General features: G+C 53.5%; 17 protein-coding genes. All 17 read right to left on the bottom strand.

Going from position 1 to position 13,136, the window contains the following annotated elements; all coding sequences use genetic code 11:
* Positions 1–4: 4 nt before the first annotated feature.
* The 17 genes from OH663_RS20800 to OH663_RS20720 all read right to left on the bottom strand — a co-directional run bounded on the left by OH663_RS20800 (position 5) and on the right by OH663_RS20720 (position 13,086).
* Positions 5–403, bottom strand: coding sequence for a cag pathogenicity island Cag12 family protein (locus OH663_RS20800; protein ID WP_263525843.1), 399 nt, complete (start codon positions 401–403; stop codon positions 5–7).
* Complete coding sequence (gene virB11, locus OH663_RS20795; protein WP_263525842.1) at positions 400–1,425, bottom strand: P-type DNA transfer ATPase VirB11; 1,026 nt, start codon at positions 1,423–1,425, stop codon at positions 400–402. Before virB11 ends, OH663_RS20800 begins: the two co-directional genes overlap by 4 nt.
* Positions 1,415–2,680 (bottom strand): VirB10/TraB/TrbI family type IV secretion system protein, encoded by a 1,266-nt coding sequence (gene virB10, locus OH663_RS20790; RefSeq protein WP_263525841.1) that lies wholly within the window; start codon positions 2,678–2,680, stop codon positions 1,415–1,417. Before virB10 ends, virB11 begins: the two co-directional genes overlap by 11 nt.
* Before the next feature lie 19 nt (positions 2,681–2,699).
* Positions 2,700–3,605 carry a P-type conjugative transfer protein VirB9 gene (virB9, locus tag OH663_RS20785; RefSeq protein ID WP_263525858.1) on the bottom strand — a complete coding sequence of 302 codons (906 nt, stop codon included), beginning with the start codon at positions 3,603–3,605 and terminating at the stop codon, positions 2,700–2,702.
* A complete protein-coding gene (locus OH663_RS20780) occupies positions 3,602–4,285 on the bottom strand; it encodes a VirB8 family type IV secretion system protein (RefSeq protein ID WP_263525840.1) in 684 nt (227 codons plus the stop codon). Before OH663_RS20780 ends, virB9 begins: the two co-directional genes overlap by 4 nt.
* A complete protein-coding gene (locus tag OH663_RS20775) occupies positions 4,278–4,415 on the bottom strand; it encodes a hypothetical protein (protein ID WP_016157224.1) in 138 nt (45 codons plus the stop codon). Before OH663_RS20775 ends, OH663_RS20780 begins: the two co-directional genes overlap by 8 nt.
* A gap of 92 nt (positions 4,416–4,507) precedes the next feature.
* Positions 4,508–5,575 (bottom strand): TrbL/VirB6 family protein, encoded by a 1,068-nt coding sequence (locus OH663_RS20770; RefSeq protein ID WP_263525839.1) that lies wholly within the window; start codon positions 5,573–5,575, stop codon positions 4,508–4,510.
* 11 nt (positions 5,576–5,586) lie between these two features.
* Positions 5,587–5,814, bottom strand: coding sequence for an EexN family lipoprotein (locus tag OH663_RS20765; protein ID WP_263525838.1), 228 nt, complete (start codon positions 5,812–5,814; stop codon positions 5,587–5,589).
* A gap of 18 nt (positions 5,815–5,832) precedes the next feature.
* Complete coding sequence (locus OH663_RS20760; RefSeq protein ID WP_263525857.1) at positions 5,833–6,537, bottom strand: TrbJ/VirB5 family protein; 705 nt, start codon at positions 6,535–6,537, stop codon at positions 5,833–5,835.
* Between the two features lie 18 nt (positions 6,538–6,555).
* Positions 6,556–9,300 (bottom strand): VirB4 family type IV secretion/conjugal transfer ATPase, encoded by a 2,745-nt coding sequence (locus OH663_RS20755; protein WP_263525837.1) that lies wholly within the window; start codon positions 9,298–9,300, stop codon positions 6,556–6,558.
* 10 nt (positions 9,301–9,310) lie between these two features.
* A complete protein-coding gene (locus OH663_RS20750; RefSeq protein WP_263525836.1) occupies positions 9,311–9,604 on the bottom strand; it encodes a TrbC/VirB2 family protein in 294 nt (97 codons plus the stop codon).
* The gene (locus tag OH663_RS20745; protein ID WP_263525835.1) at positions 9,604–10,314 is read right to left on the bottom strand and encodes a lytic transglycosylase domain-containing protein; all 711 of its coding nucleotides are present in this window, start codon (positions 10,312–10,314) and stop codon (positions 9,604–9,606) included. The genes OH663_RS20750 and OH663_RS20745 overlap by 1 nt, the downstream gene beginning before the upstream one ends.
* Positions 10,315–10,385: 71 nt before the next feature.
* The gene (locus OH663_RS20740) at positions 10,386–10,619 is read right to left on the bottom strand and encodes a hypothetical protein (protein WP_263525834.1); all 234 of its coding nucleotides are present in this window, start codon (positions 10,617–10,619) and stop codon (positions 10,386–10,388) included.
* A gap of 356 nt (positions 10,620–10,975) precedes the next feature.
* The gene (locus OH663_RS20735; RefSeq protein ID WP_263525833.1) at positions 10,976–11,191 is read right to left on the bottom strand and encodes a TraR/DksA family transcriptional regulator; all 216 of its coding nucleotides are present in this window, start codon (positions 11,189–11,191) and stop codon (positions 10,976–10,978) included.
* Positions 11,181–11,765 (bottom strand): DUF2857 domain-containing protein, encoded by a 585-nt coding sequence (locus OH663_RS20730; protein WP_263525832.1) that lies wholly within the window; start codon positions 11,763–11,765, stop codon positions 11,181–11,183. Before OH663_RS20730 ends, OH663_RS20735 begins: the two co-directional genes overlap by 11 nt.
* A 54-nt stretch (positions 11,766–11,819) precedes the next feature.
* A complete protein-coding gene (locus tag OH663_RS20725; protein WP_263525831.1) occupies positions 11,820–12,014 on the bottom strand; it encodes an AlpA family transcriptional regulator in 195 nt (64 codons plus the stop codon).
* Between the two features lie 145 nt (positions 12,015–12,159).
* Positions 12,160–13,086, bottom strand: a complete 927-nt coding sequence (locus tag OH663_RS20720; protein WP_263525830.1) for a hypothetical protein — start codon at positions 13,084–13,086, stop codon at positions 12,160–12,162.
* Between the last annotated feature and the right edge of the window lie 50 nt (positions 13,087–13,136).

Genomic DNA, 13,136 nt, shown 5'->3' with positions numbered 1-13,136 from the left:
GGGTTTAATGCGAAAAATAAATGCGGGTGTCGCTGCATGTCAGGCAGCCAGAGACAGGCTGATATGCAATAACACCTTTTGCGCCATACCGGCGCAGCCAGTTTTTTGCCGTAAAGAAATCTGCGCCTGATGGCGCGGCAACAACAATACGCGCTGAGTGGGCGACCGCGTAAAATACGGCAGGTGTCCAGCGTGTTTCGTTATAATTCCGTGCGTGAATGGATAATAACCATTTATCGTTAACCACAGGAGACGGAATAATAACCTGATTGTCACGCCATTGTGGTAAACCGGTATTGACGGACTGACCCGCTTTCTCCCATTCAACAGGAACCGGTTGTGGGGGTGAAGAACAGCCGGAAAGTACCAGCGAAAATAGCAGCATAGTGATACCCTTCATCATGCTTTCATCTCCTCAAAAAAGGCGCTACGGTGCAGTGGCCGGAAATAAATATCATTCATCCGGCGCACATTACCGTCTAAATCAATGCTGACGATAACGTCCAGACTGTCCAGTACCTTGCGCAACATAAAGGTGTAAGGGAGTCGGGCGCATTGCGGATTTTCATAACAGCGGGTAATAAACCCGTCCACCGCTTCCCTTGCCGAACCGGCATGAACAGAGGTCATGCTGCCTTCATGCCCGGAGCCGGTTATTTTGAGAAAATCCCAGGCTTCGCCGCCGCGCACTTCGGTTAATAGTATGCGGTCGGGATTCATGCGGTAATTCCAGCGCAGCAGGCTGGCGGGCGTCACAATTGACCCTTTTTCATCTGCCGATTCCGATGGATAAAAAAGGTGGACGTAGTTTTTATGAATAAAGAAGGTGATTTCCGGGTTATCTTCAATGGTCGTGATACGCAGGCTGCGGGGAATATAACCTATCAGCATCTTCATATAAGTGGTTTTTCCGGTACTGGTTTCCCCGGCCACCGCGAGGGTTTTACCGTACTCCACGCACTTCTCCATAAAGCGCGGAATGTCTTTTGCGTGATATAAGGTCAGTAATTCCTCATCGTGCGTCTGCGTTTTTTCCGTGCCCGTCACCCGGTTATAAAACCCGGCGGCAATATAGTCCTGATGCGGGATTTGTACCTGTGAAGGTTTACGCAGCGTGATGGACACCGTGTCACGCTCGCAGGCCGGGGGCACGATGACCTGGCAGCGTTCACCGGATTCCAGCGTGGCGGACAGCCCCGGCTTGATATCTTCGATATTGTCACCGTGATGCTTCGCCAGGCATCTGGCAAAGTTGTAGCAGCCCTCGTAATCCAGCGGAACGGCGTGCTGTTCCCAGACGCCGTTAATTTTGGTGAAAAGCTCACCTGGACGATTGACGGCGATCTCCGTCAGTCCGGGAAGCGCCAGAAAATCGCCAAAAAATCGCTGCTTATAGCGGTCCAGGGAGATATTCTTAGCGGTCATTTTTCATCCTCAGTGTATAGATGCCGGAAAAATCAATATCCTGTCCGGTGACCAGGTTGATGATCTCACCCTGATTTTTGTGCACGGTCGGCGGGATATTGATGCTGTTTTCCAGTGTGGTGCGTGCCATATCTGCCATGGCCTGACGGCTGTTTTCGGTGTAGTCGGTATTACGATCTTTCTGACCCGCGCTGTTGGAAGCCCATGCCGCAACATCGGGGATCATACCGACCAGTAATGCGCCCCCGAATCGCTCGCTGAAATGCGAATCGATCCAGCCGTCAACACCCGCCTCGCCCAGTTCTCCGGCAGCGCGGGTATCAACCAGCGGAATATCAAGATAAGGGGGCTGGCGGGTACGCAGTTTCGTGATGATGAGGAAGGCGCGGCCCTGTCCGTGCGTCATTCCCGTTTCCGTACCCGTCTGGTAAATGCCCGTGGCGGTGGTCCCTTTTTCAATCAGCCTCGTGTTACCGCTGGCGCTCCAGATATCTTCGGCGATCGTGCAACGGATTTTCCCCGCCCGGTCCGAGACAAAACGATAATCCAGTGAACAGGGAATGGCGGTGTTTTCCGGCACATACAGATCCGGGTTGTAAGGAATACGCCGGACCGCCGACGGGGAGTGTTCCGGCTGTGACGACGGGATGTCTGGCTGCTGACCGGTGCCAGGGGATGGCGTCCCTGACGACTGCCCGGCAGCGACTGACTGTGTCATTTCCTGCTGCCGGGTCCGTACCGGGTTTCGGGTCGCAGCGGCAGAGCTGTCCCGGCGAACCAGAAAACGGGCTTTATCGAGTTCAGGCGGCGTCTCCAGCCCGGTGACCGTCGTACTGCGCGGGCTGTTGTCCGCCGGTTCCGGCGCTGCGGGGCCGGTATCGTGCGTCCCCAGATCGGTTCGCTGCCGGTAATCGCTGCGGTTCGGCTGTGGCGCGGCATCCTGCCGCTTTTCTTCACCGGGTTGCCAGAGGATATTGCGGTATACCCAGTTGCCCGCCCATGCCAGCGCAATCAGCGCAACGGCGGCGATCGCCAGAAACGCGGTGGCTTTCCCGCGCCTGCGCTTTTTCAGTCTGTTGACGGCGGGTTGTACCGGATCGTTCTCATCATCCTCCTGTGCGGTGAGAAGCGCCGCTTCCCGCCTGGTACGGGCCTCGCGCTCCAGCGCGGCAATATCGTCATCCGGTTGCGCCAGGGAGGACCGGGATGAGGACCGGGATTCATCAGGTTCAGGATGCGGGTGTTCGTTGTTCATCTGCATGTCTCCTCAGTTATCAGTGGGCTTCGGTTTTTTCCACCCGTTCGACCTGCGGGGAGACGGTGGCACCATCAGCCGCCCGGACCCTGCCGAAACCGCGATTTTCCAGGCCGACCACGGCGTGACCGGAACGCAGGACCAGACGGGGCGTGACCTCCTGAATGACCAGGACGGTGAAGTTACCTTTCCTGCGGACACTGCTGTTAACCACATGCTCCTGGCCGTTCAGCGCTTTCGTCACAGAGGGAATGGATTTTGCCGGGGAGAAACCCACGAATGTAAAGCGGCCATCGTCATACGCGAAATCCGGCACAATCCGGGCGCTGTCGCGCCCTGAATAGCGGAGGTAGTCCCAGTTGCGCGGCGTCTGCGCGGCATTCAGGGCCTGCTGAATGTCACTCTGCTGCTGTTTTTGCTCCCGTTTCTGCGCTCTGACCGCTGTCTCACGGCTGACCTTCTCCCGGTCTTCGCCCGGATAGCGGTAACTCACCTGAAAAGCGGGCTGCTGCGGTGATTTATCATCGATGACGTTCAGCTCGACGTTGTACAGCCGCCGGGTGGTGACGACCAGCAGATTGGTGTGCCAGTCCCGGCTGTTGGGCGGGATGACCACCTGAGTGGTGTTGCCGTCCGCGCCGGGCGCGCCCTGAACCAGCGCTACCGGGCGGATATTGACCCGGTTGGCGTCCGGCGTGGCTTCCCACGCCTCCTCAAAACCGGGTCTGGCGCTGATAACCGCCTCGTCGCTGTCAAAGACCAGCGTGGTCATGAAGCCGGGTCGGGTATTGACGACAGTAACGTTCAGCGGGTTATAGACAACCTGCTGAACGCGGGCATCGTAGTGGCTCGCCTGCGGGATGGCGGCACTCCATGCCGTGCCGCATATCAGCACGAGCGCGAAAAGGATGAGACTTTTCATTATTCACCTCCCTGGATTTCACGGTCTGCCTGCCAGCTGGTCACGGTAAACCCGAACGGGTTCACCTCCCGCTCGGTATCGCTCATCTCCCTGTCGGGGTCGGAGTGGAAAGTCAGGCGGGCATCCCAGTATTCGGTGCGGGTGCTGTTGTCCGCGAGGCGGCGGATGGTCTTTTTGTAACGGAGAGTGGCGACGTTATCGGGGTCAGTGCCATCAGTGAGCTGGTTTGACAGGATGTCGATCCGCACGGTGTGCGCCCCGTTCAGCCAGACCTTGTCCGGGGCGTCTTTACCGGCATACAGCGCCAGATAGTCATCGTTGACCTGCGGGCTGTTGTAAATCTGGACCGTGGCGTAATCGTCCTGCAGGGAGGGATAGACATACCGTTCACGCAGTCTGACGTAGCTGGCGGTCATCGCCTTCTGATAAGCGGCTTCCGCCGTCAGACGGGTTTTTGATGCGCGGGTGACGTGCTCCACCCGCCCGGTATGATTATCCACGGTGTACAGTTCCACGACCGTTTGTTTCAGGGGTAGCATCAGCACCACGGCGATGAGCGCCAGTACGGCGGTGAGCAGGCCCGCGCCGCCCACCACAAACCCGGCTTTTGTGGCGCGTTTGTCCCGCTCAATCATCTGCTGCTCAAAGGTGCGGGAATCCGCAATGAGGGTCTGTTCACTCATGACTGTTTAACTCCGCCATAATCTGAGGGGTGTTCACGGGGACGCCCTGACCGCCAAAGGCAGGGGGACGGGGAGACTGTGCGCAGCCGGAAAGCGCGCACAGCAAAGCCAGCGCAATCAAGCGTTTCATGGGGTATTTCCTCAGTGAGATCAGTGGAATGAAAACAGGGCTATGTTTTCACCAGGGGTGTAACGGGGAGATTTCGAACAGGGATGACAGGTTTAACGATGGAATTTCTGAACCGCCGAGTCTCTGGCTTGTGCCAGTCGCCGGGCTTCGTTGCGGGCGATCATCTGCTCAATCGCGTATTGACGCGCTTTCGCCGCGCTGTATCCCGGACCGCTGCCGGGTTTATCCGCACTGGCATCTCTCCAGCCCTGAATGTTGTCCTGAATGGCGCGGGTTGTCTGCTTCCCGGCTCCTGCTGCCAGTTTTCCGGTACCATACGCCGCCGCGCCAATACCCACTGCTGCCAGCCCCTGCATGGATACGGTTGCACTGGCCCCGGCCAGGGAGGCGGCCAGTTTTGCGGAGAGATACACCAGTATTGCCGCGCAGATGCCTGCCAGGCAGACCTGTGCGCTTAACTCCACAATGTTGGCGTGTGCTGCTCCGGCCAGTGATTGCGTTAATATTTTGGTCATAAAATTTATAACCATTCTTAATGATAAAGCTGAAAACAGAACCGTTAATATGGCCGCAAAAATATTTTGCAGCCAGTTATTAAACATAGGTCTTAAAAATCCATATATCAGACAGAATATGAATATGGGGGCAGTAATACTCAGCAGTAAAATCATCACCTCCGCGATCATTGAGACAAAGGCCGTAACCAGCATTAAAACAAATACACCAAGCCAGACATAAAACTGAGCGGTCATGCCTTCATCTTTTATGTAGGTTGAATTATCCATATCGTGTAACGTTTTTCCTAATACCTTCGCTTTATCCCATAGCGTATCTAACATCTGCCAGATATTATCGCCGCCGGAAAATCCCTCCTTTAAGCCATTGATGGCGTCGATAACGCTATCAAGATAACCGCTGACGTTGGCCACAAAAGACAGAATGATCGCCATCTTCATGAGGTCCCACATGACGTCCTCCATCGGTGTGGACAGCTTACCCGCCAGGGTCTGGTATCCACGCCACAGGATATAGAGGGTGGCTGACGTCGCCGCCAGCCCCATAACCATTGCAGAATGTTCCATCATCAGGCCACTGGTGGTTTGTGTTATTCCACCAATTAGCTGCTTCTCTATAAATTCAAATGTACCGAGATCAGCCATAGGGAACCTCTCTACTCATGGAATTTAAGTGTGGGAGCATTGAGTTGCTGGATCTGATAATGCGCTTCGTTGGCATTTTTACAGTTTTCTGAGGCATCGCCGGTCTTCTGGCATTTTTCATAAACCGTATTTAATTCATCAGGATGATCACGATACCATTGTGTCGTTTTGGCTTCCTCGTCGCATCCGGAAATCATTGCAATAAATGAAAGGGTTAAGATAACGATGATTTTATTCATTTGCTTTCCATTCCTTATTTATTCATGAAATTTCAATGTGGGAGCATCTAATTGCTGCTGATTCCACTGTTTAACACGCTCGTCTTCCAGTACTTTTTCGCGCTTTTCTGCCGCCTTCACGCTCATTTCCCACTGGTCAGTGAGCGTGTTCAGCATCACTGATTTTAGCTGAATACTGTTGGCAAGATCCTGAGACTCCTTTGAGTCTTTGGATAGTGCGATACGGTTCGAGAGGTCGTTAATCTCGCCCAGCGTCTGGCTGACCTGCTCCTGGATCTCATCAGTCTGCTCAAACTGAATCGCCTTATTGATGACCAGTTGTTTACAGGTATCGGCATAGCTTCCCGACTGTTCCGCGTTACAGGTATCGAAGACCCGGTACTTCGCATACAGCGCATCAAACTGTCCGGCGGTGCCGCCGGACCGCAGCAGGTCATTGAGTGTCTGCCCTGGTCTGCGAAGTTGCTCCAGATCCGATTTCAGACTCTTCGCCTGATCCACAAAATCAGCAATATCACGGACGCCGGTGGCCGTCGCCAACTGGTCTTTATACGCCTGGATCTGGCTCTGATAATGTTGCGCGGTCAGCATCCAGCGCTGCGCTTCTTTCAGCCATTCGGCCTCACGCAGCGGATCGGCATCCACCAGAACGGGAATACCGGCGTGCGCCAGCGGGCTGGCCATCACGCACGCGAAAATCAGGGCATGAAAACGCCTTTTCATCATGGTTCTCCTGTGGGGTCAGAGTGCCTGAGCCAGGTAGGAATCCAGCCATTCATGTGGCTGCATCCCTTCCTGGTAAATTGAGTCGAAGATTTCGAGGTTGTCGGCGCTGCCGCTCATGACCCGGGTGTATCGGCCAATACCGGAGAGGTCGAGCGTCACGCGGGCGGCAAAGCGCTTAGTGTCGCCACGCCTGAACTGATTTTTGACGACCACATACTGGCGGGCCTGCGGATCCAGACTTTTCACCACGTCGAACACTTCCGGCTCAAACTTCATCCCGTCAACATAGTGCGCCCGGTCGGCGCTGGGGTTGGCTGCCAGGATCTGCGTGCCGCACTGCTCAATGACGGCGGGCGCGATCTCATCCCTGATGATCTCCGCCGGTGACTGGGTGCCCACAACCAGCATCCCGTTCAGTTTACGGATGGTTTTCAGTCGGTTATAGGCGAAATCCTTAAAGATCGGGTCCCGCAGCCACTTCCAGAACTCGTCCATAAAGATGACCAGCCGTCGCCCGTCGAGCAGACTGGTAATGCGGTACAGCAGGTAAAAGGAGATCGGCGCACAGACGTTCGCATCATCCAGAAACTCCGTGCCGTCAATGCCAAAGTTATCGCACTGGCTGATATCGAAGGTGTCTGAGGCGTTATCAAATACCCAGCCGAATTCGCCGCCCTGCGCCCACTGCGACAGGCGAATGCTCAGACCGTTCTCCTGGGCTTCTTTAGTGGCAGGTTCAGGAAGATTCTCCAGCAGGCGCGTAATACCACAGACACGGTATTGCGGCTCGTTGCTCATCACGGCGTTAACGGCGTCGTTCAGGCGACGCTCATCACGGGGCGTGATGGTCGCGCCGTTACGCGTGCACAGCAGTTTCATCAACTGACTGATGAAACTGATATTGCGTTTCGTGGGCGACAGCGAAAACGGGTTCCACCCCGTGGGATCGCCATGCGTGATACGGAAGTAACGGCCGCCCAGCGCCCGGATATTCATTTCCGCGCCCCGGTCCTTGTCCAGATAAACGGTGGTCAGCCGTTTCGTTTTCGCGTCGGGCGAAAAACTGTCCGCGCGGCCATATTTCTGCTGCATGTTTTCAAGAAACGTCATCAGCATGGTTTTCCCCGAACCGTTGGTGCCGAGAATGCAGGTGCTGGCCGGGTTCTTCTCGTTGAACTCGTCCTTGTCGGCGAGTGTGTTATGCAGGTTCAGGTAGTAGCCATCCCCTGACGGGGTACGCAGCAGGGCCATCGCATCTCCCCAGGGGGCGTTATCGCGCTTGCCGGGGTAGAAATTATGCAGCGCGGCCAGCTCCACAAAGTTCAGGCTGCTCAGTTCGCCCAGGCGTGGCCGCAGATGATAGTTGCCGGGCAGTTGCGCCATATACGCCGCTGACAGTGAAAGCGCTGCCGGAACCGGGGTGATGCCGAGATTGTTCAGGGCATTGCTGATTTCACTGGTATCGGCCACCAGGCTGTCCAGCGAGCGGGAAAACACCATGATGGAGAAATGGTGTCTGCCAAAGGCGATTTTCCCCGATGTCAGCAGGTCAAGCGCCACATCCAGATCCAGCCGCTGGGATACCGCATCATCATCCGAACTCATTAACAGACGGCGGGTACGTTTGATGGCCTTCCGGGCTTCCTCGCGTGACATGCAGGTGTAAGACTGCGTGATCACATAATCGCAGGGGGCGTACAGCAGCGAGTCCATCATCCCCGTTGCCGTCTCCTCCGGGAACTCCTTCACTTCCAGCCCCCGGAAATAGTGCGTGCCGCTGGCGTGATTTATCTGCCCGGACTCCGCCGAAAAGAACAGCGCCGCCGACCCCATCACCGAATACGCGGCGGCACGGGTGATGCGCACCCTGCGCCACTGGTGCGTCAACAGGTACTCATAGAAGGCTAACTGCGAGGAGAATACCGCGTTGCCTTCGGTGAAGGTACCAAGAGGACGGGCAGCGTAGCGTGACAGTGCGGTATCGAGCGAGCCTTTAATTTCCAGCATTTCCCGCAGCGCGCCGTCAAGTTCTTTCAGTTTCTGGCCGTCATTCATGCGCCTGCGTCCGGCCTTTTCCAGACTGACAAACGGGCGGTAACAGACGGTCAGGAACAAGCGGTTGCGGCGAAACGGGTCAGCCGCCAGTGAGGCATAATAGAGACGGCTGATTTCATCGGCGTAAGGGTTGCCGGACACCTTGTGCAGCGAGTCCGTGAACGGCTCCCGCACGTTGTGGATATAAAAGGTAACCGGCATTCCCTCGAATGAGCGGATGAGTCCGTGCAGCTGGTTGCGGTCGGTACTGAGCGAGTCTTCTGACTCGCAGTCAAACGGGGTGCCCGTCAGTTCCCAGGTACAGTAGAGGTCACTGTCTGGTGAGCGGACAACATGCTGATGAATATGCGATGAATACGGAAGGTACTTTCTGAGCGTGGCACACTGATTCAGTTTCATGGCGTTGAGAAACTCCGTGATATCAACGGCCTCATGCTCCACGGGCATAAAGGCGGTTGCGCCAAACAGACGGTTTGCTGCCGGTTTTCCTCTTGCCCTGAGCCAGACGGCAATCAGGCTGAACCGCATGGGTTCATTCCGGGTAAGCGACTTCATCACCAGAAATTCAACCGGGAGCAGGGCAAGGAAAGCGACGGAAGTCCAGACAGCGACGATGATGGTGAACCCCGTGACACCCAGCAGGGGCACCATCGGCACCCCCCACAGTGCCGCCGGGCGTTTCATTGCCTTGAGCAGCTTTGCCATAGGTGACCTCTCAGCTCATCAGCAGCGCGCCGATCTCACTGCCCCCGCCAATCAGGATCCCGCCGATGATGATGTAGGCGCACTGGGACAGGCTTTCGCCTTTCCAGAGCGTCTTGTAACCCACCCAGATCACGGCCACGGTGATGGTGATGGCCGCCAGCCCATGCAGGCCGGTGGAGACTTTCTCCATCACGGTGTTTGCCCGTTCAAAACCGTCGGCAAACGCCGGGATGGCAGAAAAAGCCGTCAGCACACCGGCAGAAACGAGGCTGGCCGCCGCCTTTAGCTTGCGGAAACGTGTCATTATTCTTCCTCCTCACGGGTTAACTGGGAGAGACTCCGGCGCACTGACGGCGCGGAGATCGGTGCTATGGCGGTGTTGTCCTGACGGAGTTTCGCGGGGACGCCACGCACGACGGTCCCCGGCCAGATCACGCGGAGGCGGGACGGGGGATCGGTAGGGATGGTTTCCAGGGGCGGCGGGGTTGTGGAACTATCCTCGCGGGTGCCCGGTACGGCATATCGGGGAGACGTCGAAGCGTAACCCATCCGCTGCACATAGCTGGTCCCGGAAAAAGCCGCTTCCGGCTGTTGTCCGGTACGGAAATTGCCGGAGTAATAGCAGCTCAGCGCCCTTTTCAGGGTGCCGCCACGCCGGTAGCAGTCGCTGAGAATGCGTTCAAAAACAGACAGATTGGTGCAGGGATCAAGCAGATCGATGGCCGTCACTCTGTAGTGACGGAAATTGGTGCTGGTGATTTGCATCAGCCCGACGGAATAACGCTGGTCCTGTATGGCAAGACGTCGGATAATGCGCTCAGCATCGGTCCGGCTGGCGGGAAGATGGGAGATAACAGGATTGTCACCGGAGGTTCTTCTGGCTCTGGGGACTATCTCGGCGATGGCATACGGGTTAAAACCGGATTCCACCCGTGCCACGTCGAGTGCGGTGGACGGATGAATGCTGGCGGCGCACTGCATAGCCGCCGCCAGAAAGGCAGTGGTGGAAAGCATGATGGCCTCAGGGAGCAGACAGTATGCAGGGTCTGCTGACGCTGCATACTGTGGGAGCAGAATTAAGGGGTTTACTGCGCGGCTTCGATAGGATCCGTACTCTGCGACGGACTGTTTTCCTCGCGGGGTTCCAGCAGGACCAGTTTGCCGGAGACGGCAATACCGGGCGTCAGGACAATATTCAGACCAGCTTTACCGTGGTGAGCAAAGGCGACGCCGACTTTTGTCCAGTACGTATTTTTCTCACCCTGCATATCGGACGGGCCTTCCTGGGTGACAAATACGTGGTAGATGGGTTTTCTCATGATGTCCCCTTTTAATAAAAATAATGGGAAATAAAATTTTTCGATCACATTCCGATTCTGCATTCCGGTTTTAACGGGTCAGCGAGAACATTCTGCGGCACCCCGAATTATGGTTGCGTGACAGCCCGACCCGTATTTTTAAAGAACAATAACCAGCCCGGACGAATTAACGCCCATTAGGTTCACCATTGAATAATGGTGTGTTCAGGGTGCAATTTCAGACAGGGAATTAAAATGGAAAAGTCAAAATGGTAGCGAGAGAGATAATAAATAAATGTAATTATTGAGATATATTTTTATTAACCCGAAAAGATAAAGGCGTGCAGAGAAAATCATTTCTCCACACCCCTTTCTGATTATTTCCCTCGTTTGCGGTGTTCAAGGATCGCCTGGCATTCTATACAGGTTGTCACACCTGGTAGTGTCTGACGCCGTATCTCCGGGATGGGCTTACCACAGAAACGACAGTGGAAGAGTGAGGGGGTTGCAGCTGGTCTGAAACGGTTCTGTTCAATCATCTCTTCCAGCCGCTGTTGATTAAATTCCTGATCGCGGTCGATCTCATCCGGCATGTGACGTCCTCCTGTCAGCGGCTTCCTGTTCGCAAAGTACGATACGCTTTCTGACGGTGGTGAGTGACAGACCTCCGGCGTCCGGCAACAGATTTTCAGTGACCTGCATCATGGCGGTCAGTGCCTCAGGCGATTCAAGCTTATCCACCCGGCACTGTTGCCATTGCTGCCAGATAGCCGCATCCGTCTCTTCATCCGGTTCAGGCGTCCGGCCATAGGGGACACTGACGCCAAGTAACCGGCGGCGAAGGCAGACTTCATTAGAAGTGAGGCCAAAATACTGGTTGAGTAATGCGATCGAACCACCCAGCAGGATCGCCCGGTTAATCTGCTGTTGGCGCTGAACCTCCTGACGGGACAGCGCAAGGAGGTGGCACAAAACGTCATGGCGGACGCTGACCGCGACAAACGGTGCTGATGATTGGCTGACAATAAACAGCTCATCAAGTGACAACTGATTAAGGGCGCTCATTTCGTCGAAAGTGAATCCCAGTGCTTCGCAGTGACGAAGGTTGCCTTCTTTCAGCGCATGCAATGCATCGGTCAGGATGGTATAATTAATAGATGGGATCATTCTGTTATCTCCCCATACTATACTAAAAATAATAAGTAAAATAAACGAACGTTATCAACTGACTTCCCGTCCGGTTAATTTCAAATCGATCCATTCATCAATTTCTGATTCAAGCCATGCTACACTTGCAGGACCGATTTTAATTGAGCGGGGAAAAGTGTTATTTTTCATATACAAATAGATCTGAGAACGTTTTAATCCCGTTTTTTCCTCAACCCGTTTCAGACGTAATAACTGATGTGCTGTCATTGTATTCTCCTGTGGTTGAAAAACCTGGGTATGCCAGGTGATGATAAAAAAACACAATGAACAGCGTAAGGAAAGTTGATGAACCCGTATTACGGACTCGAAGGTACTTAATACGGGTTATTTCTCACCATGGATACAGATGTGATTAGCCGGGTAAAGATGTAGAGGAAGGGGAACCACGTTCCAGTGCTGATTTAAGCGTATCACCACTTAGTCGATCCGTGATTCCATCATTAGAAGCCCACTGTTCAAATATAGACAACAACTTATATGGCTGTTTAATTAAAGGGCGAATGGTTTCATTATTTTTGCAGGCAAGCCAGAATAATCGAGATAGTGGAGTAGATATGCGAGTTGTGGAAGTCGGCTCTTTTACATTCTTATTGCATAGGTCGATAAGTTTTTCAAATTCAGTATACCTTATGACAAAGCAAGCATCCTTTGGCAAGTCATGAAGGGGGAAATATCCTTTTGAAGAAAATCTGTCCGTTTTTTCGTAAGCTAGTTGATTTGTTATTTCGTGCGATAAAGTACTAGGAAACCTACTGAGTTGATATTTCACTCTCTCCGACCAGGTTGTTCTTTCAAAGATTTGGTATATTTCCCCAGCTAATCTTACCGTGATGCCATAATTAACATCATTTGCTCCAGTTATTGGTAATGGAATATTTAATGACAGAGCTAGGTATTTTTGTGCTAAAATGTATTCGTAACCATCTAGACTTGTATCTATAATCCGTTGCCTTGAGCAAATATACTTTCCTTTAGTACTGAGAATACACTTCCGATTATTTAAAAAACAATGACCTTCAAGAAAACAAAGTCTAGCCATGGAGGGGTTATTAAGAGGAGTTAACTTTAGTTTGTTTTTTATTGTTTTTATCTTTCGTATAAAAATGGGAGATTGAAAATAAATTGAAAGATAAATATTTTTGCTTAATGCATGACGATAGATATCACTGGCTTTGATTTTTCTACCTTTCGACTTACTAGCTAGTTTTATAGCTTCATTTATAGTTAACCAGTCTGCCTCTTTATTCATGATGCTCGAAGGGGTGTTTTTTCTTAGCATGATGTATCTCCATTCATTAAAACATGATCAATAAATGTATTGATCAGATT

The organism is Citrobacter sp. Marseille-Q5395 (genome assembly GCF_947057495.1).
Lineage (GTDB): Bacteria > Pseudomonadota > Gammaproteobacteria > Enterobacterales > Enterobacteriaceae > Citrobacter > Citrobacter murliniae.
Note: the sequence above shows the minus strand (reverse complement) of the source record. Positions and strands in the feature narration are given on the sequence as shown.

What these genes read in the sequence shown, in the direction of transcription:
- OH663_RS20800 (WP_263525843.1), bottom strand. Translation starts at nt 403, where the DNA reads ATGATGAAGGGTATCACTATGCTGCTATTTTCGCTGGTACTTTCCGGC.
- virB11 (WP_263525842.1), bottom strand. Translation starts at nt 1,425, where the DNA reads ATGACCGCTAAGAATATCTCCCTGGACCGCTATAAGCAGCGATTTTTT.
- virB10 (WP_263525841.1), bottom strand. Translation starts at nt 2,680, where the DNA reads ATGAACAACGAACACCCGCATCCTGAACCTGATGAATCCCGGTCCTCA.
- OH663_RS20780 (WP_263525840.1), bottom strand. Translation starts at nt 4,285, where the DNA reads ATGAGTGAACAGACCCTCATTGCGGATTCCCGCACCTTTGAGCAGCAG.
- OH663_RS20775 (WP_016157224.1), bottom strand. Translation starts at nt 4,415, where the DNA reads ATGAAACGCTTGATTGCGCTGGCTTTGCTGTGCGCGCTTTCCGGCTGC.
- OH663_RS20770 (WP_263525839.1), bottom strand. Translation starts at nt 5,575, where the DNA reads ATGGCTGATCTCGGTACATTTGAATTTATAGAGAAGCAGCTAATTGGT.
- OH663_RS20765 (WP_263525838.1), bottom strand. Translation starts at nt 5,814, where the DNA reads ATGAATAAAATCATCGTTATCTTAACCCTTTCATTTATTGCAATGATT.
- OH663_RS20760 (WP_263525857.1), bottom strand. Translation starts at nt 6,537, where the DNA reads ATGAAAAGGCGTTTTCATGCCCTGATTTTCGCGTGCGTGATGGCCAGC.
- OH663_RS20755 (WP_263525837.1), bottom strand. Translation starts at nt 9,300, where the DNA reads ATGGCAAAGCTGCTCAAGGCAATGAAACGCCCGGCGGCACTGTGGGGG.
- OH663_RS20750 (WP_263525836.1), bottom strand. Translation starts at nt 9,604, where the DNA reads ATGACACGTTTCCGCAAGCTAAAGGCGGCGGCCAGCCTCGTTTCTGCC.
- OH663_RS20745 (WP_263525835.1), bottom strand. Translation starts at nt 10,314, where the DNA reads ATGCTTTCCACCACTGCCTTTCTGGCGGCGGCTATGCAGTGCGCCGCC.
- OH663_RS20740 (WP_263525834.1), bottom strand. Translation starts at nt 10,619, where the DNA reads ATGAGAAAACCCATCTACCACGTATTTGTCACCCAGGAAGGCCCGTCC.
- OH663_RS20735 (WP_263525833.1), bottom strand. Translation starts at nt 11,191, where the DNA reads ATGCCGGATGAGATCGACCGCGATCAGGAATTTAATCAACAGCGGCTG.
- OH663_RS20730 (WP_263525832.1), bottom strand. Translation starts at nt 11,765, where the DNA reads ATGATCCCATCTATTAATTATACCATCCTGACCGATGCATTGCATGCG.
- OH663_RS20725 (WP_263525831.1), bottom strand. Translation starts at nt 12,014, where the DNA reads ATGACAGCACATCAGTTATTACGTCTGAAACGGGTTGAGGAAAAAACG.
- OH663_RS20720 (WP_263525830.1), bottom strand. Translation starts at nt 13,086, where the DNA reads ATGCTAAGAAAAAACACCCCTTCGAGCATCATGAATAAAGAGGCAGAC.